The 22018-nt window shown below is 64.6% G+C and carries 19 protein-coding genes; 3 read left to right on the top strand and 16 right to left on the bottom strand.

The features are described from left to right. Nucleotides 1-60 precede the first annotated feature (60 nt). The 10 genes from BraRD5C2_RS12390 to BraRD5C2_RS12345 all read right to left on the bottom strand — a co-directional run bounded on the left by BraRD5C2_RS12390 (nt 61) and on the right by BraRD5C2_RS12345 (nt 10364). A complete protein-coding gene (locus BraRD5C2_RS12390) occupies nt 61-1311 on the bottom strand; it encodes a transporter substrate-binding domain-containing protein (RefSeq protein WP_223968670.1) in 1251 nt (416 codons plus the stop codon). A gap of 127 nt (nt 1312-1438) precedes the next feature. After that, nucleotides 1439-2080: an ANTAR domain-containing response regulator gene (locus tag BraRD5C2_RS12385; protein ID WP_092125390.1), complete on the bottom strand. Its 642-nt coding sequence runs from the start codon at nt 2078-2080 to the stop codon at nt 1439-1441. Continuing rightward, nucleotides 2077-3231: a transporter substrate-binding domain-containing protein gene (locus tag BraRD5C2_RS12380; RefSeq protein WP_223968668.1), complete on the bottom strand. Its 1155-nt coding sequence runs from the start codon at nt 3229-3231 to the stop codon at nt 2077-2079. Before BraRD5C2_RS12380 ends, BraRD5C2_RS12385 begins: the two co-directional genes overlap by 4 nt. Before the next feature lie 274 nt (nt 3232-3505). Next, a complete protein-coding gene (locus tag BraRD5C2_RS12375) occupies nt 3506-3955 on the bottom strand; it encodes a Zn-ribbon domain-containing OB-fold protein (protein WP_223968666.1) in 450 nt (149 codons plus the stop codon). Next, complete coding sequence (locus BraRD5C2_RS12370) at nt 3952-5148, bottom strand: thiolase C-terminal domain-containing protein (protein ID WP_223968664.1); 1197 nt, start codon at nt 5146-5148, stop codon at nt 3952-3954. Before BraRD5C2_RS12370 ends, BraRD5C2_RS12375 begins: the two co-directional genes overlap by 4 nt. After that, nucleotides 5145-6428 carry a CaiB/BaiF CoA transferase family protein gene (locus BraRD5C2_RS12365; RefSeq protein ID WP_223968663.1) on the bottom strand — a complete coding sequence of 428 codons (1284 nt, stop codon included), beginning with the start codon at nt 6426-6428 and terminating at the stop codon, nt 5145-5147. Before BraRD5C2_RS12365 ends, BraRD5C2_RS12370 begins: the two co-directional genes overlap by 4 nt. 53 nt (nt 6429-6481) lie before the next feature. After that, a complete protein-coding gene (locus BraRD5C2_RS12360) occupies nt 6482-7705 on the bottom strand; it encodes an ABC transporter substrate-binding protein (protein ID WP_223968661.1) in 1224 nt (407 codons plus the stop codon). A gap of 24 nt (nt 7706-7729) precedes the next feature. Next, complete coding sequence (locus BraRD5C2_RS12355; RefSeq protein WP_223968659.1) at nt 7730-8692, bottom strand: PDR/VanB family oxidoreductase; 963 nt, start codon at nt 8690-8692, stop codon at nt 7730-7732. Nucleotides 8693-8704: 12 nt separating this feature from the next. Further along, complete coding sequence (locus tag BraRD5C2_RS12350; protein WP_223968657.1) at nt 8705-10024, bottom strand: Rieske 2Fe-2S domain-containing protein; 1320 nt, start codon at nt 10022-10024, stop codon at nt 8705-8707. Nucleotides 10025-10037: 13 nt separating this feature from the next. Then, entirely contained in the window at nt 10038-10364 is a 327-nt protein-coding gene (locus tag BraRD5C2_RS12345) for a hypothetical protein (protein WP_223968655.1), read from the bottom strand. A 214-nt stretch (nt 10365-10578) separates the two neighbouring features. Here BraRD5C2_RS12345 and BraRD5C2_RS12340 point away from each other — a divergent pair, with 214 nt between their 5' ends. After that, nucleotides 10579-11055, top strand: coding sequence for a MarR family winged helix-turn-helix transcriptional regulator (locus BraRD5C2_RS12340; RefSeq protein WP_223968653.1), 477 nt, complete (start codon nt 10579-10581; stop codon nt 11053-11055). Between the two features lie 20 nt (nt 11056-11075). Here BraRD5C2_RS12340 and BraRD5C2_RS12335 read toward each other — a convergent pair whose 3' ends face one another. The 4 genes from BraRD5C2_RS12335 to BraRD5C2_RS12320 are packed head-to-tail and all read right to left on the bottom strand — an operon-like array spanning nt 11076 to nt 16264. After that, a complete protein-coding gene (locus tag BraRD5C2_RS12335; protein ID WP_223968651.1) occupies nt 11076-12269 on the bottom strand; it encodes a CaiB/BaiF CoA transferase family protein in 1194 nt (397 codons plus the stop codon). A gap of 10 nt (nt 12270-12279) precedes the next feature. Next, nucleotides 12280-14517 (bottom strand): acyl-CoA dehydrogenase, encoded by a 2238-nt coding sequence (locus tag BraRD5C2_RS12330; RefSeq protein WP_223968649.1) that lies wholly within the window; start codon nt 14515-14517, stop codon nt 12280-12282. A 14-nt stretch (nt 14518-14531) separates the two neighbouring features. Then, nucleotides 14532-15341 carry an enoyl-CoA hydratase/isomerase family protein gene (locus tag BraRD5C2_RS12325; protein ID WP_223968647.1) on the bottom strand — a complete coding sequence of 270 codons (810 nt, stop codon included), beginning with the start codon at nt 15339-15341 and terminating at the stop codon, nt 14532-14534. 56 nt (nt 15342-15397) lie between these two features. Continuing rightward, on the bottom strand, nt 15398-16264 hold the full coding sequence (locus tag BraRD5C2_RS12320; RefSeq protein WP_223968645.1) for a FadR/GntR family transcriptional regulator: 867 nt from the start codon (nt 16262-16264) through the stop codon (nt 15398-15400). Nucleotides 16265-16344: 80 nt separating this feature from the next. Here BraRD5C2_RS12320 and BraRD5C2_RS12315 point away from each other — a divergent pair, with 80 nt between their 5' ends. Further along, nucleotides 16345-17484, top strand: a complete 1140-nt coding sequence (locus BraRD5C2_RS12315; protein ID WP_223968643.1) for an acyl-CoA dehydrogenase family protein — start codon at nt 16345-16347, stop codon at nt 17482-17484. A 43-nt stretch (nt 17485-17527) separates the two neighbouring features. Continuing rightward, nucleotides 17528-18730, top strand: coding sequence for an ABC transporter substrate-binding protein (locus BraRD5C2_RS12310; protein WP_223968834.1), 1203 nt, complete (start codon nt 17528-17530; stop codon nt 18728-18730). Nucleotides 18731-18777: 47 nt separating this feature from the next. On the opposite strand, the gene hutU is transcribed toward BraRD5C2_RS12310, so the two are convergent. Both hutU and hutH read right to left on the bottom strand, forming a co-directional pair. Then, the gene (hutU, locus tag BraRD5C2_RS12305; protein ID WP_223968641.1) at nt 18778-20448 is read right to left on the bottom strand and encodes a urocanate hydratase; all 1671 of its coding nucleotides are present in this window, start codon (nt 20446-20448) and stop codon (nt 18778-18780) included. 18 nt (nt 20449-20466) lie between these two features. Next, nucleotides 20467-22005: a histidine ammonia-lyase gene (gene hutH / locus BraRD5C2_RS12300; protein WP_223968833.1), complete on the bottom strand. Its 1539-nt coding sequence runs from the start codon at nt 22003-22005 to the stop codon at nt 20467-20469. Nucleotides 22006-22018 lie beyond the last annotated feature (13 nt).

Raw genomic sequence — 22018 nt, 5'->3', positions numbered from 1 at the left:
GCTTTCGTTGCGGGAAGCCGGCCGCCGGCGCCGCACGCCGACGGCCGTCGTCAGCCCCCGTCAGCTCTTCTCGACCAGGCCCTTCTCGGTGCAGGACTGCCCGGGATAGGCCGCGTAAGGCACCGGCTTCAGCCAATCCTTGGCCTCGACGAGAATCTCGAACTGGCCGTTCGACTTCGCCTGCGCGATCTTGGGCCACAGCCAGGTGTGCAGATTCTCCGGCTCGATCCGGACCTTGCCTTGCGGCGCAGTCACTTCCTGGCCCTTGACCGCGTCGCGGATGTTCGGCGGCGTGAGGTCGCTGGTGGCGAGCTTTTCGACCGCCTGCTTGAACAGATAGGTCTGGAAGTAGCAGGCCTCCGAGACGAAATGCGTCACCTTGTCGGCGCCCCAGCGCTTCTTGTAGGCCTCGACGAATTTCTCGTTCTCAGGCGACTTGTGCACCATGAAGTACGGCGCCGAGGTGAAGTGACCGGCGGCAGCCTCGCCGCCCATCGCCGCGACCTCGTTCTCGGAGGTCGTGAGACTAGCCATCGGCATCTTCTCGGGATCGAGGCCGGCAGCCTTGTACTGACGATGCAGCGCGACCACGGAATCGCCGACCACGGTGGAAAAGATCACGTTCGGCTGCGTCGAGCGGATCTTGTTGATGACGGAAGAGAATTCGGAATGGCCGAGCGGCACATATTCTTCCGCCACGACCTCGCCGCCGAGTTTCTCAAGCAGCTTCTTGCAGTAGTTGTTCTCTTCCTTCGGATAGATGTAGTTGGAGCCGATCAGATAGAACTTCTTGCCGAACTTCTTGACCAGCCAGGGCACGAACTCGTCCTGCTGCTGGTTCGGCACTGCGCCGGTGTAGATGACGTTCTTCGAGCACTCGCGGCCCTCATAGAGCGTCGGATACCAATAGAGATTGTTCTGTCGTTCGAAGACCGGAAGCACCGCCTTGCGGCTCGCCGAGGTATATGAGCCGAACACGCTCACGCATTTGTCGCCGACGACGAGCTTGCGGGCCTTCTCCGAGAAGGTCGCCGGATCCGACGCAGGATCCTCGACGATCGGCACGATCTTGCTGCCCTTGATGCCGCCTGCGGCGTTGATTTCCTCGATCGCGAGCAGCGTCGCCTTGTTGAGCGATTCCTCGATGATCGCGGTCGTTCCCGTCAGCGAGAACAGCACACCGACCTTGATCTCGCCGCCCGCGGCGTAAGCGAGATCGGCGTTCTTGATCCAGATATGCGGCAGTCCGGCGCCGGCAAATGCGCCAAGCGCCGCGGTATTCCTCAGCAAAGTCCGCCGTGAAATGCTCATCCCTAGCTCCCTTCAGGACTGAAAAAACAAAAAGCCCTCCCGATGCGCGCTTACGCGAGCATTGGGAGGGCTTTGTTGCCGGTTGTGTCGAAGGCGGCGCTGTCGCCGCCGGCCCCGCTATTGGGGCTTACTGTTGATGATCGTAGCCAAGCAGTTCGAACGAGTCAACAATCGCTGCGGCGACTGCGCTTGCCGACACGCGACGATCCATCGCCTGTCGTCTGATGAAGCCATAGGCTTCGGTTTCCGGCATCTGGCGCGTCGCCATCAGGATCGCCTTGGCGCGTTCCACCGTGCGCATCGAGCGCAGATTGTCGTCGAGCTTCTCGATCTTGCTGCGCAGCCGCCGTTCGTAGCTGAACTGGCTGCGCGCCAACACGAGGCTGGACAACACCGCATTCTGCGTAAACGGCCGCGGCAGAACGGCGTTGGGCGTTGCATGACACAGCGCATCGGCGTGAACGGCTTCCGTCGCCGGCAGGATCACGACCAGCGCGGAACGCGCATCGCCTGGAATCCACGGCAAACGCCGCGCCAGATCAGGCGAATATTCGCAGTACACCACGTCGGCATCGGCCGGCACGCTCTCCGGCATCGGCCAGACCTGACGCACCCGCATCCTGAACCGCTGCAATTCGCGCAGCAACATGCCGACCTGATCATCGACCGGCGCGACCACGACGGCCGACAGATCGGCAAGTTCCTGAACCATGGTCTTGCGTCCGCCGACGTCTCGGCTCAGCGACGGCTTACGCGACTGCTCGTTCATTGGACGCTTCCTGTTTGCGTTGCACGACCATACCCGATCAGGAATGGATCCGCATGCACCGGCTCCTTCGATTGGCTGACCACGTCGAACTGCCCCTGGCGGTTGGCACGTCCGATGCGTGTCCACAGATCGGTGTGGCCCGACATTGGGTTGACGGTGACGGCACCTTGCGGTGCATCAAAACTGGTACCGAACACCATGGAGCGGAGGACTTCCGTATCGAGCGAATTAACCTGCTCGAGCGCTTTCGCAAACAGATGCAGCTGGAAATAGGATGCCTCGGCGCACATGTTGGTGGAGATGTCGGCGCCGAACCGCTTCTTGAAGCGCTGCACAAACGCGTTGTTGGCGCTGCCCTCGACGCCCTGGAAGTAGGATGCCGCGGTGACGTGTCCTGCGCCGACGTCGAAGCCCATGGCGGCGATTTCGGCTTCCGTCGTGGTCAGGCTGGCGATCGGCACTTGCTTTGGATCGAGCCCGACATTCGCGTAAGCCTGATAGAGGAAGACCGTGCCCTCCCCCACGACGGTCGAGAAGATCACGTCGGGCCTGACCCGCTTGATGTCCTGGATGATCGGGACAAAGTCCTGCCAGCGCGCGTAGACGTTGACGTAGCGTTCGCCGACGACCGAGCCGCCGTTGCTCTTCAGCAGCTCCCGCATCACCCGGTTGGACTCGCGCGGATAAATGTAGTCCGAACCCACGAAATAGAATCGTGTTCCGAACGTATCCATCAGATAGCGGCACAGCGCGAGGCTGTTCTGATTCGGCGAGGCGCCGGTGTAGATGACGTTCGGCGACGCCTCGAAACCCTCATAGAGCGTCGGGTACCAAAGCAGGCCGTTCAGCCGTTCGACCACCGGCAGCACCGCCTTGCGGCTCGACGAGGTGTAACAGCCGAATATAGTGCTGACCTGATCCTCCACCATCAACCGTTTGGCGTAGTGGCCATAGGCGGCCGAATCCGAGCCGGGGTCGTAGGCGACGGGAACCAGCTCGCGGCCGCAGACCCCGCCCGCCTCGTTCACCTCCTCGATCGCAAGCTGCGTGCCCTGATACTGGGTCTCCTCGATCACCGACATGAAGCCGGTTCGCGAGAACAGCACGCCTATCCGCCATGGAGCGGAGGTCGCTTGGGTAGGATTCGACATGATCAGGCCCTCGACAGAATTGGAGGGACGAGAGGGGTTATTGTTCTTGTTGCTCTCGAACAGCATTGCCGGGGGCGGAAGATTGCATGTCATCTGCCGTGAGACAAGGACCCACGAAGCTCATCCTGTCAGCGGCGCTGACGCGAAAGCAGGCAAACCAGATATCACCCGTGATGGATCAAAGGTGCAGCGATCCACGGACTATCTATCTCCGGTAGATGTGCGATCGATTGCGCGTATCAAGCGAACGGATCGATAGTAACTCCTAAAAAACCTACGGCCGGCGCCATTGCAGCAAAGAGTAAGGCGGATCCGACTCCAGGTGATGCTCGAAGACCCCTTCGACATCTGCACCGATTGCAACCGCCTGTTCGGGATCGCCGAGCAGATTGCCGACCATGCGAACGCCGCCGGCCTGCGGCAGTTCGACAAGCACCGCGATGTAAGGTCCATGCCCTTTCAGCGCGGCATGCGATGGATGCCACGCGCGTTCCCAGCTGAATATCCGGCCGCGCGGCGCGACTTCGGTCCATGCCGGATCGAAGGCGTGGCAGCGATGACAGAGCCATTCGGGTCCGAACTGCCACGTATTGCAGTGGCCGCAGCGTTGCACCAGCAGCTTGCCCTGACGCAATCCTTGCCAATAGGGCGCGGACAGGCCGTCGGGCTCCGCGACCGGGATCGGCAGGCCTGCCGGGAGATAGCGCGCACTTGGCTTGCTCATAAGGTGGCCTCCGAACCCAGAATGAGGTCGCTCGCAGGAGAGACCATCGGACCTCCGATGACCATTGCGACGTCGCTGCGTCGCGCCGGGTTCGTCGAGGTGCCGCGCACCTGGCGAACCGCTTCCAGGACGAGCTCAAAGCCGTGCATGTAACATTCGGCGAGGTTGCCGCCGCTGGTGTTGAGCGGCAGCCGTCCGGACGGCGCGATCAGGTTCTCGACGGTCAGGAAGTCGTTGGCCTCCTCTGGCTTGAAAAAGCCGTGCTCAGCCAGCGCCATCACGACACCGCCGGTGAAATTCTCGTAGGCCTGGACCACACCGACATCCGACGGTCCTACTCCGGCCATGCGATAGAGATCGGGGGCAACGGTGTCGAAACTCGCCGTGGCGTAGAGCGGCGCGTTGTGCGCCGTCGCGGCCGCGCGATGTCCGGATCCGAAGGCGGCACCGAGCAGATAGGCCGGCTTATTCCGGAATTCGGCGGCGCGCTCCGCCGATACCAGCACCAAGGCCGCCGCGCCGTCATTCTCCATGCAGCAATCGTAGAGATGGAAGGGCTCCACGATCCAGCGCGAGGCGTCGTATTTCTCGACGTCCAGCGGCTTGCCGTGCATCACGGCACGCGGGTTGGCCTGGGCATGGTGATAGGAGGCGAGCGCAATCGCGCGCAACGCCTCTTGGCGCACGCCATGCTCGTGCATGTAGCGCTGCACCCGCATGGCAAAGCGCTGCGGCGGTGCCAGCACGCCGTAAGGCATCAGGTAGGACCGCTCGCCTGAAACGGTGTGGATCCCACCCGCCTGTCCGAACCGACCATACTGGCCCTGCGCCAGCGAGCGGAACACCACGACACAATCGGCGAGGCCCGCGACGATCGCGGCCGCCGCGTTGGCAACCGCGGCACAGCAACCGCCGCCGCCTCCGCCCCATTGCATGGTGGCGGCGCGCAATCGATGCGTCCCCAGCGCCGCGGCGAGCCGCGAGGCCTCGCTGCGATCGTCGCTGTAGGACGAGAATCCGTCGATCTCGCGGGGATCGAGCCCGGCATCTTCGCAAGCCGCCAGAATCGCTTTCAGCGCGAGCTTGAACTCCGGGTCGGGAGAACCGCCGTGGCGATAGTATTCTGTTTCGCCGATCCCGATCACGGCGACACGACCCCGCAGCGTCCGCTCGTCTCGCCCGCGCCCCGTCACGGCTTGGTCTCCTGTCGCGAGGGTTGGCTGCCGAAGGCCCCACTTGCGGCAAGGCGCGCGATCTCGGCCTCATCGTAGTTGAGCAATTCGCGCAGCACGTTTTCGGTGTGCTGTCCAACCGCTGGTGCCGCAACGGGATCGACGATCGGGGTCCGCGAATAGCGGATCGGAAGGTTTACGTTCGGCACCCAACCCAGCGTCTCGTGCGGTATCCGGGTGACGATCCCGCGCTCCCTTGCCTCCGGGGAGCGGATCGCCTCGCCGACGGTGCGCACCTGACCGCAGGGCACCCCGGCCGCCCGCATCCGCGACTGCCAGTGCGACCAGGGCTGCCGGGCAAAGGCATCGCCGAGAATCGCAAACAGCTCCTCGCGCCGACGGATTCGATCAGGGCCGGCTGCATAGATCTCGGCCGCGGCGAGATCCTCGCGCTCGAGAACTTGCGCCATCAGGCGCTGAAAGATCTTGTCGTTGCCGCAATTGATATAGAAGGCGCAATCGCTGGCCTGAAACACACCCGACGGACACGTATCCGGGCTGGTGTTGCCGCTTCGCTTCGGATCGGCATTGTTGAAAAGCGACTGCATGGTGGCGTAGCCGGTCATCAGGACGGCATTCTCGAACAACGAGACCTCGATGGCCTGGCCCTGCCCACTCCGCTCCCGCGCGAACAACGCGCCAAGGATCGCATTGCTGGCCATCATTGCGGTGCTGATATCCATCACCGGCGACAATGCGCGCACGCCCTCGCGATCGGCGTAGCCATTCATGGAGACAAAGCCGCTCTCGACCTGCGCGATCGGATCGAAGCCGAGCCGGTCCGAAAACGCTCCGTCGCGGCCATAGGCCGACACCGAGCAATAGATGATCTCGGGCTTGATCTTGCGGCAGCTCTCATAATCGAGCCCCAGCCGCGCCATCACGCTGGCCGAAAAGTTCTCGACAACGACGTCTGCCGTCGCGACCAGCTCGCGCGCGACCTTCAGGCCCTCCGGCGATTTGAGATCGAGGGCAATGCTGCGCTTGTTGCGGTTGGTCCAGAGGAACGGCGCACCGTGCCTGAGATCCGGATGCACCGGGGGATAGCGGCGCAAATCGTCGCCGCGGCCGGGCGCTTCGACCTTGATCACCTCGGCGCCCATGTCGGCGAGGATCATGGTCGCAAACGGTCCCGCAATGAAATGCGAGAAATCGATCACCCGGACCCCCTCGAGCGCCCTTGGCGCATCGGCAGGGCGCGGCGTGTGCTCGGGGAAGTCGGCTTCAAGCTGATCCAGCATCGGGAGGTCCGTCAGTTTGAGAAGTGTTGATCCGAAGGTCGCTTCCGTCGTCGTCAATTGCTCTTCGGCGGCTCGACGAGCGAGCATCCGCCCTGGTCGAGCGGCCGAAACGCCTCCGGCCCGGACAGCACGCCGACCTGCTCCAGCAGGTCCCACTTGCTCTTCGACTCATTCGGGCTCTTCACTTTGAAGATGTACATGTTGTGAATGGTGCGGCCGTCCGCGCGCACCACGACCGGCCCGAACAAGGCGTCGTCGATCGGCTTCTCCTTCAACTTCCGGATCACCGCCGGCGCGTCATTGGTTCCTGCCGCCAGCGCCGCGTTCAGGTAAGCCAGCACGGAGGAATAGACGCCGGCATGGAACGCGGTCGGCGATTGCCCGTGCTGACGCGCGCTGAACCTCACCGACCAGGCACGGCTGGCATCGTTGAGGTCCCAGTAGAACGGCTGGGTGATGATCAGCCCCTCCCCAACCGCAAGGCCGCTCGACTCGACATCGTTGGTGGTGGTCAGCAGCGCCGCGAAGGTGCGCCCGCTCTGTTTCAGCCCGAACTCGGCGGATTGCTTGATCAGGCTGACCGTGTCGCCGCCGGCGGTCGCGAACGCGATCACGTCGGCGCCCGAGCTATCCGCCTGCAGGATGAACGAGGCATAGTCTGCATTGTTGATCGGCACGTTGACCGATCCGAGCACGGTGCCGCCGCCGGCGCCGATCACCGCCGTGCCGTCGCGCACCATCGACTTGCCGAGCGCATTGTCGGTCGCAATGAAATACCATTTCTTGCCGCCGTGACGCACGAGGTAGGTGCCGATGGTGTGCGAGGCCGCCCAGGTATCGAAGGTCCACTGGATCGTGTTGGGCGAGCAGTATTTCCCGGTCAGGTCGGAGGATGCCGCGCTCGATGCAATCAGCGCCGCCTTGGTGCCGCGCACGACTTCGTTGACGGCGAGCCCGACGGCCGAGTTCGGCACGTCGGCGACCGCATCGACCTTCTCCTGATCGATCCAGCGCCGCGCGATTGCGGCGCCGACATCCGCCTTGTTTTGGTGGTCGGCGGAGACGATCTCGATCTTGAAATCCGAGTGAAGCCGCATGAAATCCTCGGCAGCCATCCTGGCCGCCGTCACCGAGCCTTCGCCGGCATTGTCCGAATAAGGGCCGGATGCGTCGTTGAGCACGCCGATCTTGAGGAAGCGCGCAGCGTCCGCCGATGCGGGCGAACCGGCGCAAACGGCCAGTAGGGCCATTCCGGCGATTTGCGAAAGATACTTCATTGTTTCCACCCGTCGTCTGTTGTTCTAGAGATCGAGCACGAGCGTGCGGGACTTGGCGCCCGAACAGCAGATCATGACGCTCTTGTTCGCCGCTTGCTCTTCCTTGCTCAGAAACTGATCGCGATGGTCAGGCGTGCCCTCGAGCACGCGCGTCTCGCAGGTGCCGCAGACTCCCTCGGTGCAGGCGTAGTTCGCGGTGATGCCGGCATCCAGCAACGCATCGAGGATCGTCTTGCCGGGCTCGACCGCAATCGTGCGATTGCTTCGCGCGAGCTTGACGTCGAAGCCGCCCTCGGTAGCAGGCGCTTCGCGCGCCTGGAAATATTCGACATGCACGCGGTCCGAAGGCCGATCAGCCGCCGCTGCCTCGAATGCCGCGAGCATGGGCACCGGGCCGCAACAATAAAGATGCGCGTGGGCCGGTGCGTTGCCGACGATTGCCGGCAGGTCGAACAGAAGCCCCGAACGCTCATCGTCGAAATCGAGATGTATCCTGGAATGAAGATCGGATCGGAATGCGTCGAGCTCGTCGAGGAACGCGGCAGCGGTGCGCGTCCTCGCGGCGTAGAACAGCTCCCAGCGGCGTCCGAGCGCCTCCAGGCGCCGGATCATGGACAATAACGGCGTGATGCCGATGCCTCCCGCGATCAGGACCGAATGCTCTGCCGCTTCGTGCAGCGCGAAATTGTTGTGCGGCTCCGAGATCGTCACGATGTCCCCGACCTTCATGGAGTCGTGGACGAAGCTAGAGCCGCCCCGGCTCTCGGCATCCTTGTTGACGGCGATCACATAGCGATGCCGCTCGCGCTGATCGTTGACCAGCGAATAGCTGCGGATCATGCCGTTCGGCAGATGCAAGTCGATATGGCTCCCGGCCGTGAACGGCCGGAGCTCGCCGCCTGTCCGGGCGATCAGCTCATAGGAATTGATCCGTTCGGCCTCATAGCCGATGCGCTTGACCAGCACGTCCTGCGTCATTTCAGCCATGGCGGGATGCGCTCACAATTCGTACCCGAAGTCGGCACCAAGCTTCGCCCGCATGAACGGCGCGCCGACGTCGACCCAGGAATCCTCCGGCGGCAGCCGCAGCGACACCGCGCGCACCATGAACACGTCGGGATCCGAGACGCCCTTGGGCTTCATCCCGTGATCGCGATAGGCGCCGACCGCTTCCAGAATGAAGCGCCGCGTCATCGCAATTCCGGTATCGCTCGAGCACAGCGTCTCTTTGGTGCGATCGAAGATCGGCGAGACGCCACTCTGGCAGGCGCCGTCCTGCACCCACAGCCCCGGCAGGCCCGAGAACCAGGTGGTGCGCTGCGCCTCGTAGTCGAATTGAAAGCCGTTCTGCGGATTGTATTTGGTCCAGTAGCCTGCATAGGGGACCGTCACCGGGTGCTGAACCAGCGCGTGGCGGCTGGCATGACCGCTCTCGCGGCCCTTGTGTCCTTCGGCGAACACCTGCCGCGTTTTCTCCAGCAGCGGTTCCGACGGATGATAGGAGAACATGATGCAGAGCGTATTCTCGTCATCGATCGGCACCCAGGCGTGCCCGCTCAGATCCGGGAATGGCGACAGCGGGGGCACCAGCGTATAGAACGGCAGCATGAACTGGTTGACCCGCCAGTACAGCGTATTGGCATCGTAGTTGCGCCGCGCGGCGATACTCATGCCGAAGTCCTGCTTGATGCATTCGAAGGTCGGCCGCAGGTCGCGCTTCTGGATCCAGGCGCTGGTCGTGCCCTGCGCGTCCAGCCGGCCATGAAGCAGCGGCGCGTGCGCCGAGTCGATCTCGCCTTCGACAGCCTGCAGCCAGTTGCACTCCTGGACCCGCACCGAGATGTGCACCTGCTCGGCCGGCACCAAATTCCATTCGAGGTTCGGCAGCGGCGGAAGCTCGGCCTGGTCGGGGCCCATATAGGTCCAGATCATCCCGTTGCGCTCCTTGCAGGGATAGGCCTTGATCCGCACCCGCTCCTTGAGGCGGCTGCGCACCGGCTCCGCGGGCATATCCGTCACCGCGCCGGCGAAGTCGAATTTCCAGCCGTGATAGACGCAGCGCAGCCCGCAATCCTCGTTCCGTGCGAAGATCAGCGGCGCGCCGCGATGCGGGCAGGCCTGATCGACCAGCCCGACCCGCCCCTCGGTGTCGCGGAAGGCGACCAGATCCTCGCCAAGCAGCCGGATGCGCTTCGGCTGTCCGCCCTTGGCGAGGTCCGCCGACGGCAGGAAGGGAATCCAGTAAAGCCGAAACAGGTCGCCAAGCGGCGTGCCCTTGCCGACCCTCACCAGGCGTTCATTGTCTTCGCGCGAGAGCATGAATTTGCCTCCTTCAATTGCGTGTGGCCGGACCCGCCGCACCGCCGAGAAGCGCTGCGACGCGGTCAGACAGTCCGAGATCCTGAGCGGTCCATAGCGGATCGGATGCGGAGAGCGGCTTGCGCGGAATGGGAGGCTGCTTGCCCGCCTCCACGAGGCCGACGATCAATTCGATGCGGCGCCGCTCGAGCTCCCGTAAGGCGTCCTCGACGACGGCGGCTTCCGCCGTGCATCCCGGCAGCTCCGGATAGGCAAGACGAACCCGCCACTGCCCCGGCTCGGTTTCGACCGCCTCAGCCTCGAGCAAATAAGGAATCGACAGCAGCTCACGCAGGTCCAAGTTCAACCTCCCTGCACGATGTCTTGGCATCGCATTTGATACGTATACGTACTACATTGCCAAATGCCTGACAAGGCCGAAAGCAGTTGCATCGTGCCACGAACAGACCGGGGGGCGGTTCACCGCAGGGTTGAGAACGTCAGGCCAAGCTGCTAACGGCTAACGCGAATTCGAAAAATCGGAGTCCAACGACGGCATGGCAGCCGACAAGAATATGAAACCGAGTTCGGCGACGGACATTGCGCGCGACTGGCAGCTCGAAGGCGGCGTCGGGTTTCTGCTGCGGCTGCTGGAAGCCCGCTATGACGGGCTTTATCAGAGCATAACCCGCCAGAGCGACATCACGCCGCGGCAATTCGGCGTGCTGATGGCGCTGTACCAATTGGGTCCTCTCACCCCCTCGGTGTTGGCAGACCGGATCAGCTGCGACCGCAACACGCTCAGCGAGATGCTGAAGCGGATGGCGGCGCGCCGGCTGGTCTCGAAGAAGAACAATCCGGACGACCGCCGCTCGCTCCAGGTGCAGATCACCGCCAAGGGCGAGGAAGCGTTGCTCGCCGTCATCCCAGCCGCTGCCGAGCTGCAAAACATCATGCTGGCGCCCTTGCGCAAGGAAGACCGCGCGCATTTCCTGAAATGCCTGCTCGCGATCGCGAAGGCTCCGCCGCCAGACGCTCCGTCCGATAGCTGAGATCGCCGGCGTCCGGCTGCCTAGGCCGGCGTCCTGCCAAACGTGCCCGCAGCCGCGAGCGCCGCAATTGCGTCCGGCGACAATCTGAGGATCCGCGACAGCACATCGTCCCGTTGCGCGCCGACCCCGGGAACTTGACTTCCGATCGACGTATCGGCCCCCGACATCTGCCATGGCGCGTTGACGCCGACGAACTCGCCGGCACCATCCGAGACCGTCCCGAACACGCCACGTTGACGCAGATGGGCGTCGGTCAGCGCGGCACCCGGCGTCCGGTACTCGGCGCAGGGAACGCCGGCTCGATCCAGCGCCGCGATGCATTCGGCGACGGTGTGGCGGTCGGTCCATTGCTCGATCACCTGCATCATGGCGGTCCAGTGGGCGCCTCGCGCCGGAATGGTCGCAAAGCGCGGATCGTTCGCCAGCTCGGCCTGCCCCGTGACCTCACATAGCGCCGCAAAATTGCGCGGCGTGACTGGGGCGATCAGGATATCGCCATCGCGGGTGCGGACCGGCCCATAGGTCGGACGCGGCGAGCGGATCGGGAATTGGGCTTCCTGGAGCTCATAGACCAGCAGGTTGAGCATACAGTCCATCAACGCCACATCGACGCGCTGCCCCTTGCCGGTGCGTTCGCGCTGGACCATCGCGGTCTGGATCGCGGAATAGCCGAAGATGCCGCCGAGGATGTCGGCAACAAAGATCGCTCCGGCCGCGGGACGCTCCCGGTCACCGGCATAACGCATCAGCGAGGTATCGAATCCGCTTTCGGCGTGCACGATCATCGCGTATGCCGCGCGCTCGGCGGCAGGGCCCGACTGGCCATAGCCCGAGATCGAGCAATAGATCAAACGCGGGTTGATTTCGCGCAGCGCGTCGTAGCCGAGGCCGAGCCGCTCCATCACTCCTGGACGGAAATTCTCGACAAGGATGTCCGCCTCCGCGACCATGCGATGCACGAGCTTGATGGCATCGGCGTTCTTCAGGTCCAGCGCCAGGCTGCGCTTGCCGGCATTGAGCTGGCCGAAATAGGTGCTGTGGCCTTCGCGCAGCGGCGTCCGCAGCCGCATGTCGTCGCCTTCCGGCGGCTCGATCTTGATGACCTCGGCGCCGACGTCGGCGAGCAGCCGCGCGCAATAGGGCCCCGCCACCATGATGGAAAAATCCAGCACCCGCACCCGGGCGAGCGGCGTCCTGTCGTCATCCTTCTGCATCCGATCTCTCCTACCTCGGCAGCCCGAGCGCGCGTTGCGCGATCAGGCTGCGCTGGATCTCGTTGGTCCCGATGCTGATGACCCACATCAGCGAATGCCGCAGATTCTGCTCGAAGCGACCGTTGTCGACCACGCCCGGCATCTGCTCGGACAGCGCGGCGCGCATCCCGAGAATATCGAGCGCGACCTCGCCGAAACGCTCCATAAGCTCTCCGGAGAACACCTTGCTGATCGCGCCATATTCCGGCGGCGTCACGCCGTCGGCGGCAAGCTCGGCACAATGCATCATCAAGAGACGGCCGATCTCGATCTCGGATGCCAGGGTCGCCATCCTGTCGCGGACGATGGGGTCGTCGGCCAGAGACCGCTCGCCCTCCTTGGCCATCACATGCGCACGCAGCTGCTCGAAGGCGTGCGCGACCTTCAGGACGATGCCGCCACCGACCAGCCCTCGCTCGAAGGCCAGCGCGCCGGTCAGCACCTTCCAGCCGCCATTGACCTCGCCAACCAGGTTCTCGGCGGGAATCCGGACATTGTCGTAGAAGATGTTTGCAAACGTGCCGTCATACATGGTGACAGATGGACGGATGGTGATGCCCGATGCATCCATCGGCACGATGAACATGCTGACGCCCGCGTGCGGCGGCTTGGCATCCTTGTCGGTTCGCGCGGCAAGGAACATGTATTTGCCCCACCAGGTGGTGGTCCAGATCTTCTGGCCGTTGATCACCCAGTGATCGCCGTCCTTGATCGCACTGGTGCGCAGCGCCGCGAGGTCCGAGCCCGCCTGCGGCTCGCTGTAACCCATGCCGTGCATGGCTTCGCCGCGCAGGATCTCCGGCAAGTATTTCCGCTGCTGTTCTGCCGTGCCGAACATCATCAGTGCATTGGCCTGGATCGCCGCACCGATCCGGGGCGCCTCGCCCCGCTCCATCGTCTCCATGAAGGCGATCTGCTCCAGCGGAGAGCGGGCCTGGCCGCCGAATTGCTCCGGCCATCCGAGGCCAATCCACCCGGTCTCGCCCACATCGCGCGCGAAGCTCGCATCGAACTCGCGCTTGGCGAATGGCCTCTGGTCGAACGCCTGCTTCGTGTCACCGGTCCAGTTTTGCGCGAGCCAGAGCCGGACCTGCTCGCGAAACGCATTTCCGGCGGAGCCGAGGTCGTATTGCGGCAGCCCGGCGCCGTCCGCATCCAACAGCCGTGCGGCCAATCTCTGTTTCGCATCCGCGGCGCCGCCGAGCACTATGGTATCGAGGTGCACGCGCTTGAAATGGATCGGCGCCTCGTGCTCCTCGGCATAGCCGATCGCACCGAATGTATGCTGGGTCTCCAGCGAGACCTGTCGCAGCGCATTGCAGGAGAATGCCGACGCGCAATCGGCGAAGTAGCGCCAGTCGTCGTTGCCGCCATCATGCAGTCTGGCGGCATGCTCGAGGATCAGCCTGACGCCTTCGAGCGAGATCAGGCAATTCGCCAGCTTGTGCTGGATCGCCTGGAACTTGCCGATCGGTTGTCCGAACTGGTGCCGTTCCTTGGCGTAGTCCACGGCCAGCTCAAACGCACGCCGCGCCGCGCCGTAGGCACGCGCGGTCAACGCCGCTCTGCCCTTGATGCGGAGATCGTCCAGATCAACCCTCCCGACCGGAATGCGCGTGAACGGCGCTGCGCTCAGCCTGACCTCGTAGTGTCCCCACGCCCCCAACGCGCGGGTCGCGACGCATTCGACACTGACACCGCCAAGATCGATCAGCGCAAGATGGGCCTGATCGAGCGCGACCAGAAGATCCGTGGCGTCTCCCGCTGCCTCGACAAAGCGAAGCACTCCTGTTGCTGTGCTGTTCGTGGCCTCGACCGAACCAGTCCCGCGATCGGGATCCAACGCCCCGAACGAGAAGGCGACGATGGCCTTCCCGGAATGCAGCCGCTCCAGCAGATCCTCCACGACGTCGGCCTGCGATCCGGAGATCGCAAGATTGGCCATAGCTGCAGACCACATCGGCGCCGGACATCCGGCCCGGCCGAGCTCCGCCATGACGACGAGAATCTCGGCGAGGCCGCCTTCGCCACGTTCCGCACCGAGCGCGGCGACGCCCTGCCCGACCAGCTTGCGCCAGATCGCCGACACCTCATCCGGCGAGGACGACGCCGTTGCGCCGCGCGAACGCCAATGCTCGTCGAGGAAGCCGCGCAAGGAATCGCGCAACATCCCTGCGACATCGTCATTCGACGCTTCGGTCGTCGTCATTGCCCAGCCTCGAGCTACGCCTGGCCGAACCTGGGCTTGCGCTTCTCCTTGAACGACATCGTCGCTTCCTTGTGGTCGGCGGTCTCGAACGTCACCTGCTCCAGCGCCATCGAGGCCTCCAGCAGCATGTTCACGCGCTCCTTGACGATCTGGTTGATCGACAGCTTGGTCCAGCGAATGGCCCAGGTCGGGCCGTTCGCTAGCTCGATTGCGATCGCGCGGGCCTTGGCCAATACCTCGGCGCGCGGCGCGACATGGTTGACCAGCCCGATCCGCTCCGCCTCATTGCCCTTCAACAGGGTGCCGCGGATCAGGAATTCCTTGGCCTTGTTGATGCCGATCAGCAGCGGCCAGATCACCGTGCCGCCGTCGCCCGCCACCAGCCCGACGCGCGAGACGTGGGTGTCGCCGATCCGGGCATCCTCCGCCATCACGGTGATGTCGCAGAGCAGCGCGTGGGTCGCAGCCAGGCCGATGGCGTCGCCGTTGATTGCCGCAATGATCGGCTTGTCGAGCTCGAGCTGGCGGGTCACGCCGCGCCGGCTGATCATGGGATCGTGCACCTCGCCCTCCTCGAGCACGTCGCCGCCAGGCCGCTCCGACATCGCCTTTACGTCACCACCGACGCTGAAGAAATCGCCGGCGCCGGTCAGCACCACGGCATTGACGGCATGATCGTCGGCAAGGTCGTCCCAGATCGTCCGCAGCTCGCGGATCAGCTTCTGATTGATGGCATTTCGCGCCTGCGGGCGATTCAAGGTCACGGTCGCGACCTTGTCCGCGACCTCGACCGTCAGGCATTCATACTTGGCGTAGTTGGACACGTTTGCCTCCATTGTTATTGCCGTTTGAGTGTTGATCTATTTGCCCGCGCCGCGCGTTACCGGCGCATCCCGGGCTGCACGTCGGCCAATGCCACGTGAAGCGACATGGCTCCCGGATCCTGCTCCAGCATGCGCTGCACGGATTCGAGGTGCGAGCGCAGCAGCCGGCTCGCCAGCGCCACGTCTCGCTCGCTGAGCGCCGCCAGGAATTGCCGCCGCTTCTCCGCGAGCCGCGCCATCGCAACCCCGCTGGAAGCGACCTTGGCGTAGACGAAGCGCATGTGGATCTCGGTGACCGAGTCCACGATCATCGCAATCACCTTGTTGCCGGTCGAAGCCGCGAGCAGCTTGTAGAACTCGCGCGAGCATTCGACCCGATCGAGCAGCCTGCCTTCCTTCGTCGCAAGCTCCGTCCGCTCAATATTGGCTTCCAGCGCATCGAGGTCGGCCCGGCGTGCATTTGCGCATGCCAGCTGCACCACAAGGTCGAGTACGTGGACCCGCGCCTCCGACAATTCCCGCACCGATATCGTCCCGAGGCTCAGCATGTCGCGCATGACCTCGTTCATGCGCCGGGTGTCGCCCTGCTGGATGAAGGCGCCGCCCTTGACGCCCTTCTGCAGCCGCAGCACGCCGGCCATCTCCAGGCTGCGCAGCGCCTCCCGCAGCACATTCCGGCTGACGCCGAGCTGCTGTGCGAGTTCGCGCTCGGCCGGCAGCTTGTCGCCGGGCTTCAGCACGCCGAGCGCCAGCTGCTCGCGAATGCGCTCGCAGATCTCCTCGAACGTCCGCCTGGTGTGGATCGGCTTGAATGTCGGCGTGGCCGCGGTGGCGGCGGCACGGAGATCGGTGGCCCGCTCCCGCCGGTTCGGCGATGCGGTGCGCGGGCGCTGCGGCGCGCGAGGGCTTGACTTGGTGCTCATGCGGTGAATTATTAAATGGATCACCCATTCAATGGAAGCCCCTTTTTGGCTTCCGGCAAAGAAAACAAGCGGGAGCCCGTATGAGTTTTTCCGAGGAGCAGGTCGCGTTCCGCGACAATTTGCGCAGGATGGTCGCCAGGCACGTGGCGCCGATTGCCGCCGAAATCGACGAGACCGACCGCTTCCCGCTCGAGCTGGTCAAGCTGTTCGGCGAGATGGGATTGATGCAGCTCTGGGTGCCGGAGCGCTATGGCGGCCCGAACGGCAACCTCACCATGGCCTGCATCGCGCGCGAGGAGATCTCGAAGGTCTCGCCCGCCTGCGCATCGATTGCTGCGCTCAACACCATGTTCATCATGCCGCTGCTGCATTTCGGCTCGGAAGAGCAGCGCCAGAAATATTTGCCGATCATCGCCCAGGGCGGCGTGGTCACGGCGATCGCGATCTCGGAGCCACAGGCCGGCTCCGACGTTGCCGCGCTCAACACCCGCGCCCGGAAGGACGGCGACAGCTATGTCCTGAACGGCCGCAAGCAATGGTGCAGCTACGGCGTCGTCGCCGACTACATCGTGGTGATGGCGCGGACCAGTGACGGCGCCGGTGCGGACGGAATCAGCGCCTTCATCGTCGAGCCGAAGAAGATGCCGGGCATCACGTTCGGCCGCCACGAGCGCAAGATGGGCTTTCGCGGCGCGCCCAACACCCCGATCTTCTTCGACAATGCGCGGGTGCCGGCCGAAAACCTCGTCGGTGAAGAAGGCAAGGGCTTTCGCGCGTCGATGCGCGCGCTCGACCTCAACCGCCCGACCATCGGCGCGCAGTCGGTCGGCCTTGCCCAGGGTGCGCTCGATGCATGCGTCGCCTACGCCAAGGAACGCAAGCAGTTCAAGCAGCCGATCGCCGAGTTCCAAGGCGTGCAGTTCATGCTTGCCGACATGGCGATGCAGATCGAGGCGGCCCGCGCGCTGGTCTACGAATGCGCCCGCGCCGGCGATGCCGGCGACTGGAAGCGGCTCAACGTGCTTGCCAGCATGGCCAAATGCGTCGGCAGCGACATGGCCATGAAGGTGACGACCGACGCGGTCCAGATCTTCGGCGGCTACGGCTACACCATGGACTACCCGGTCGAACGCATGATGCGCGACGCCAAGCTGACCCAGATCTTCGAAGGCACCAACCAGATCCAGCGCGTGGTGATCGCCCGCGAGCTGCTGCGCTAGCGCAACAAGAAACGAATTACAGGGAGGAACGACCTTGAACCACATCATCGACCGGGCTTTGGCGGCCGTCGCGCTGTCAGCCCTGCTGGCGGCGCCTGCCTACGCGCAGAAGGCCTATGGACCCGGCGCCAGCGACACCGAGATCAAGCTCGGTCAATCGACGCCGCTGAGCGGCCCCGCCTCCGCCTTCGGCGCCGGCGCCGGGCGTGCCGTGGTCGGCTATTTCGAGATGCTGAATACGAAGGGCGGCATCAACGGGCGCAAGATCAACTTCACCCAGCTCGACAACGCCTACAGCGCGCCGAAGGCGGTCGAGCAATCGCGCAAGCTGATCGAGGATGTCGGCGTCTTGGCCGAGGTCGGTACGATCGGAACCGCGCCCAATGTCGCGATCCAGAAATACCTCAACGCCAAGCAGGTGCCGCAGCTCTTCATCACCGCCGGCGGACGCCGCTTCAACGATCCCAAGACGTTTCCGTGGACGATCCCGCTCTATCCGGACTTCGAAACCGAAGGCCGCGTCGTCGCCAAGTACATCCTGAAGGCAAAGCCCGACGCCAGGATCGGCGTGCTCTACCAGAACGACGACTACGGCAAGGACTATCTCAAAGGCCTCCGCGACGGTCTCGGTCCGAAGGCCGAACTGATCGTCGCCCAGGCCTCCTACGAACTTGCCGACCCGACGATCGACTCGCAAATCGTCCAGCTGAAGGCCGCTGGTGTCGACACGCTGATCGAGCAGTCGTCGTCGAAGGCCGCCGCGCAGTCGATCCGCAAAGTCTACGAGCTCGGCTGGAAGCCGCTGCACGTGATCGGCGGCTCGACGGCATCGGTCGAAACCATCCTGAAGCCCGCAGGCCTCGAAGCATCGAAAGGGCTGGTCACCACGCAATTCCTCAAGCAGCCCGGCGACCCGGCCTGGGCCAATGACGACGAGGTCAAGGCCTACAAGGATTTCCTGAAGACGTACGCCCCCTCGGCCAACCCGGACGACTATTCCGTGCTGGTTGCCTATATGAACGTGCACGCCGTCGAGCTGGCGTTACGCAAATGCGGCGACGATCTCACCCGCGAGAACCTGATCAAGCAGGCGACGTCGCTCAGCGGCGCGCGGCTGCCGATGATGCTGCCGGGCGTCTCGATCAGCACCCGGCCCGGCGACTACACGCCGTTTCGGACCCTGCGGATCGCGACGTTTGATGGCGAGAGTTGGTCGCTGACGGGCGAGCCGCTGTCGGCCGATTGAGCCGGGTTGGCGAGAACCGTCATCAGCGGCTTCTCGCCAACGCCATCTCAGGCGCGCAGGCTCGGCAGATCAAGGCCATTGGCCTGGGCGCATTCGATCGCGGTTTCATAGCCAGCGTCGGCATGGCGCATGACCCCAGTCGCCGGATCGTTCCACAGTACGCGTTCGAGCCGGCGCGCCGCCTCCGGCGTGCCGTCCGCGACGATCACCATGCCGGCGTGCTGCGAATAGCCGATGCCGACGCCGCCACCGTGGTGCAGCGACACCCAGGTGGCGCCGCTCGCACAGTTAAGCAGCGCATTGAGCAACGGCCAGTCGGACACCGCGTCCGATCCGTCGCGCATCGCCTCGGTCTCCCGGTTCGGGCTCGCCACCGAGCCACTGTCGAGGTGATCGCGCCCGATCACGATCGGCGCCTTGAGCTCACCACGCGCCACCATCTCGTTGAAGGCAAGGCCAAGGCGATGGCGGTCGCCGAGCCCGACCCAGCAAATCCGCGCCGGCAGTCCCTGAAACTTGATGCGCGCCTTCGCCATGTCGAGCCAGTTGTGCAGATGGCCATCGTTGGGCATCAGCTCCTTGACCTTGGCATCGGTCTTGAAGATGTCCTCGGGGTCGCCCGACAACGCCGCCCAGCGGAATGGCCCGACGCCGCGGCAGAACAACGGACGTATATAGGCCGGAACGAAACCCGGAAAGTCGAACGCCTGCTTCAGGCCCATGTCCTTGGCCATCTGGCGGATGTTGTTGCCATAGTCGAGCGTCGGGATTCCCTGCGCGTGGAAATCCAGCATGGCCTGCACATGATCGACCATCGAGGTCTTGGCCGCCGTCTCGACCGCCTTCGGATCGGCGGCGCGCCGCGCCTCCCATTCGGCGAGCGTCCACCCCTTGGGCAGATAGCCGTTGATCGGATCATGCGCGCTGGTCTGGTCGGTGACGATGTCCGGCCGCACGCCGCGGCGCACCAGCTCGGGGAAGATCTCGGCCGCATTGCCGAGCAGGCCGACCGACACCGGCTTATGGGTCTTGGCCGCGTCGGCAATGATTGCGAGGGCTTCATCGAGCGTCGTCGCCTGGCGATCGAGGTATCCCGTGCGCAGCCGCATCTCGATGCGGCTCGGCTGGCACTCGACGGCGAGCATCGAGGCGCCGGCCATGGTCGCGGCCAGCGGCTGGGCGCCACCCATGCCGCCGAGGCCCGCGGTAAGAATCCATTTGCCGGCGAGACTGCCGCCATAGTGCCGGCGGCCGACTTCGACAAACGTCTCATAGGTGCCCTGCACGATCCCCTGGCTGCCGATATAGATCCACGAGCCTGCCGTCATCTGGCCGAACATCATCAGGCCCTGGCGATCGAGCTCGTTGAAATGATCGAGCGTCGCCCAATGCGGCACCAGGTTCGAGTTCGCGATCAGGACGCGCGGTGCATCCGCATGGGTGCGGAAGATGCCGACCGGCTTGCCGGATTGCACGAGGAGCGTCTGATCACCTTCGAGCTTGCGCAAGGAGGTAGCGATCCGGTCAAAACTCTCCCAGTCGCGCGCCGCACGGCCGATGCCGCCATAGACCACGAGCTCGCTCGGACGCTCGGCGACGTCAGGGTCCAGATTGTTCATCAGCATGCGCAGCGGCGCTTCGGTCAGCCAGCTCTTCGCGCTGATCTCGGAGCCGCGGGGCGCGCGGATGATACGTTCGTTATCCAGTCGGCGGTTCATGACGGATGTCCCTGTCGGCTACGCAAGTTTTGGAAATGGATCGGACGAAAGGGCCGCGATCGCAGCGGCGGGCAACGCGTCGGCTTCGATCAACGACGCTGCCCGCGCGAGATCGTCGGCCATGTAGCGGTCGGCGGCGAGCGCCGGAACATGCGCGCGCAACGCGGCAATCACCGCAGCGAGCGATACGCTTGTCGCGTGTGGTGCGCGCAGCGTGATGCCCTGCGCGGCGACCAGAAGCTCGATGCCCAAGATGGCCGCGAGGTTGTCGGCCATGTCGGACAGCCGGCGCGCGGCATGCGCGGCCATCGAGACATGATCCTCCTGATTGGCGCTGGTCGGCGTGGAGTCGATCGAGCACGGCATCGCGCGCTGCTTGTTCTCGGCATAGAGCGCCGCCGCCGTCACCTCAGCGATCATGAACCCGGAATTGATGCCGGGCTCGGGTGTCAGGAACGGCGGCAGGCCGAAGTTGAGCGCGGGATCGACGAGGGTCGCGATCCGGCGCTCGCTGGTGGCGCCGATCTCCGAGAGCGCGAGCGCGATCTGGTCGGCGGCGAACGCCACCGGCTCAGCATGGAAATTGCCGCCTGAGACGATCTCGCCGGTATCGACCAGGACCAGCGGGTTGTCCGTCACGGCATTGGCCTCAATCGTCAGTCCGCGCGCGGCGTGCACGAGCAGATCGAGCACGGCGCCCGCGACCTGCGGCTGGCAGCGCAGGCAATACGGGTCCTGCACCCGCTCATCGCCTTCGAGATGCGATTGCCTGATGTCGCTGCCGTCGAGCAGCGCGGTCAGGGCCGCGGCCGCAGCGATCTGTCCATCATGGCCGCGCAAGGACTGGATTTCGGGACGGAACGGCACCGTGGAAGCCATCGCCGCATCGACCGACAGCGCACCGGTCACCAGCGCGGCACGCGCCAGGCGATGCGCACGCAGCAGGCCGGAAATCGCATAGGCGGTCGAAAACTGCGTGCCGTTGATCAGCGCGAGTCCTTCCTTGGGGCCGAGCGTCAGCGGCGCAAGACCGGCGGCGGCAAGCGCTTCATGACCCGGCACGATCTTGCCATCAAGGAATGCCTGCCCCTCCCCGATCATGACGGCGGTCATGTGGGCGAGCGGCGCCAGATCGCCGGAGGCGCCGACCGAGCCCTGTTGTGGGACCAGCGGTGAGACGCCGCGCGCCAGCATGCCCTGCAGCTGCTCGATGACGTCGCGGCGCACACCCGACGCGCCGCGCCCGAGCGAGATCACTTTCAACGCCATCATCAAGCGCACGATCGGCTCAGGCGTGGCCGGTCCAACTCCGCAGCAATGCGACAGGATGAGGTTGCGTTGCAGCAGCGCGGTCTGATCAGGTGCGATCCGCGTCGACGCCAGTTTCCCGAAACCGGTATTGATGCCGTAGGCGGGCACGTCGGTCTGCGCCGCTTTCGCCACGATCGCCGCGGCCGCCTCGACGCGCGGCCAGAACGATGGATCGAGCGCGATGGGCGCACCGTCAAGCACGCGCGCCAGCACGTCGAGGCCGACCGTTCCGGGCGTTACGACAATCGGCCCAGCCGGA

The organism is Bradyrhizobium sp. RD5-C2 (assembly GCF_019972155.1).
Taxonomy (GTDB): Bacteria; Pseudomonadota; Alphaproteobacteria; order Rhizobiales; family Xanthobacteraceae; genus Bradyrhizobium.
The sequence above is the reverse complement of the archived record's forward strand: the minus strand, read 5'-3'. Positions and strand labels throughout refer to the sequence as shown.

What these genes read in the sequence shown, in the direction of transcription:
- BraRD5C2_RS12390 (WP_223968670.1), bottom strand. Translation starts at nt 1,311, where the DNA reads ATGAGCATTTCACGGCGGACTTTGCTGAGGAATACCGCGGCGCTTGGC.
- BraRD5C2_RS12385 (WP_092125390.1), bottom strand. Translation starts at nt 2,080, where the DNA reads ATGAACGAGCAGTCGCGTAAGCCGTCGCTGAGCCGAGACGTCGGCGGA.
- BraRD5C2_RS12380 (WP_223968668.1), bottom strand. Translation starts at nt 3,231, where the DNA reads ATGTCGAATCCTACCCAAGCGACCTCCGCTCCATGGCGGATAGGCGTG.
- BraRD5C2_RS12375 (WP_223968666.1), bottom strand. Translation starts at nt 3,955, where the DNA reads ATGAGCAAGCCAAGTGCGCGCTATCTCCCGGCAGGCCTGCCGATCCCG.
- BraRD5C2_RS12365 (WP_223968663.1), bottom strand. Translation starts at nt 6,428, where the DNA reads ATGCTGGATCAGCTTGAAGCCGACTTCCCCGAGCACACGCCGCGCCCT.
- BraRD5C2_RS12360 (WP_223968661.1), bottom strand. Translation starts at nt 7,705, where the DNA reads ATGAAGTATCTTTCGCAAATCGCCGGAATGGCCCTACTGGCCGTTTGC.
- BraRD5C2_RS12355 (WP_223968659.1), bottom strand. Translation starts at nt 8,692, where the DNA reads ATGGCTGAAATGACGCAGGACGTGCTGGTCAAGCGCATCGGCTATGAG.
- BraRD5C2_RS12350 (WP_223968657.1), bottom strand. Translation starts at nt 10,024, where the DNA reads ATGCTCTCGCGCGAAGACAATGAACGCCTGGTGAGGGTCGGCAAGGGC.
- BraRD5C2_RS12340 (WP_223968653.1), top strand. Translation starts at nt 10,579, where the DNA reads ATGAAACCGAGTTCGGCGACGGACATTGCGCGCGACTGGCAGCTCGAA.
- BraRD5C2_RS12335 (WP_223968651.1), bottom strand. Translation starts at nt 12,269, where the DNA reads ATGCAGAAGGATGACGACAGGACGCCGCTCGCCCGGGTGCGGGTGCTG.
- BraRD5C2_RS12330 (WP_223968649.1), bottom strand. Translation starts at nt 14,517, where the DNA reads ATGACGACGACCGAAGCGTCGAATGACGATGTCGCAGGGATGTTGCGC.
- BraRD5C2_RS12320 (WP_223968645.1), bottom strand. Translation starts at nt 16,264, where the DNA reads ATGAGCACCAAGTCAAGCCCTCGCGCGCCGCAGCGCCCGCGCACCGCA.
- BraRD5C2_RS12315 (WP_223968643.1), top strand. Translation starts at nt 16,345, where the DNA reads ATGAGTTTTTCCGAGGAGCAGGTCGCGTTCCGCGACAATTTGCGCAGG.
- hutU (WP_223968641.1), bottom strand. Translation starts at nt 20,448, where the DNA reads ATGAACCGCCGACTGGATAACGAACGTATCATCCGCGCGCCCCGCGGC.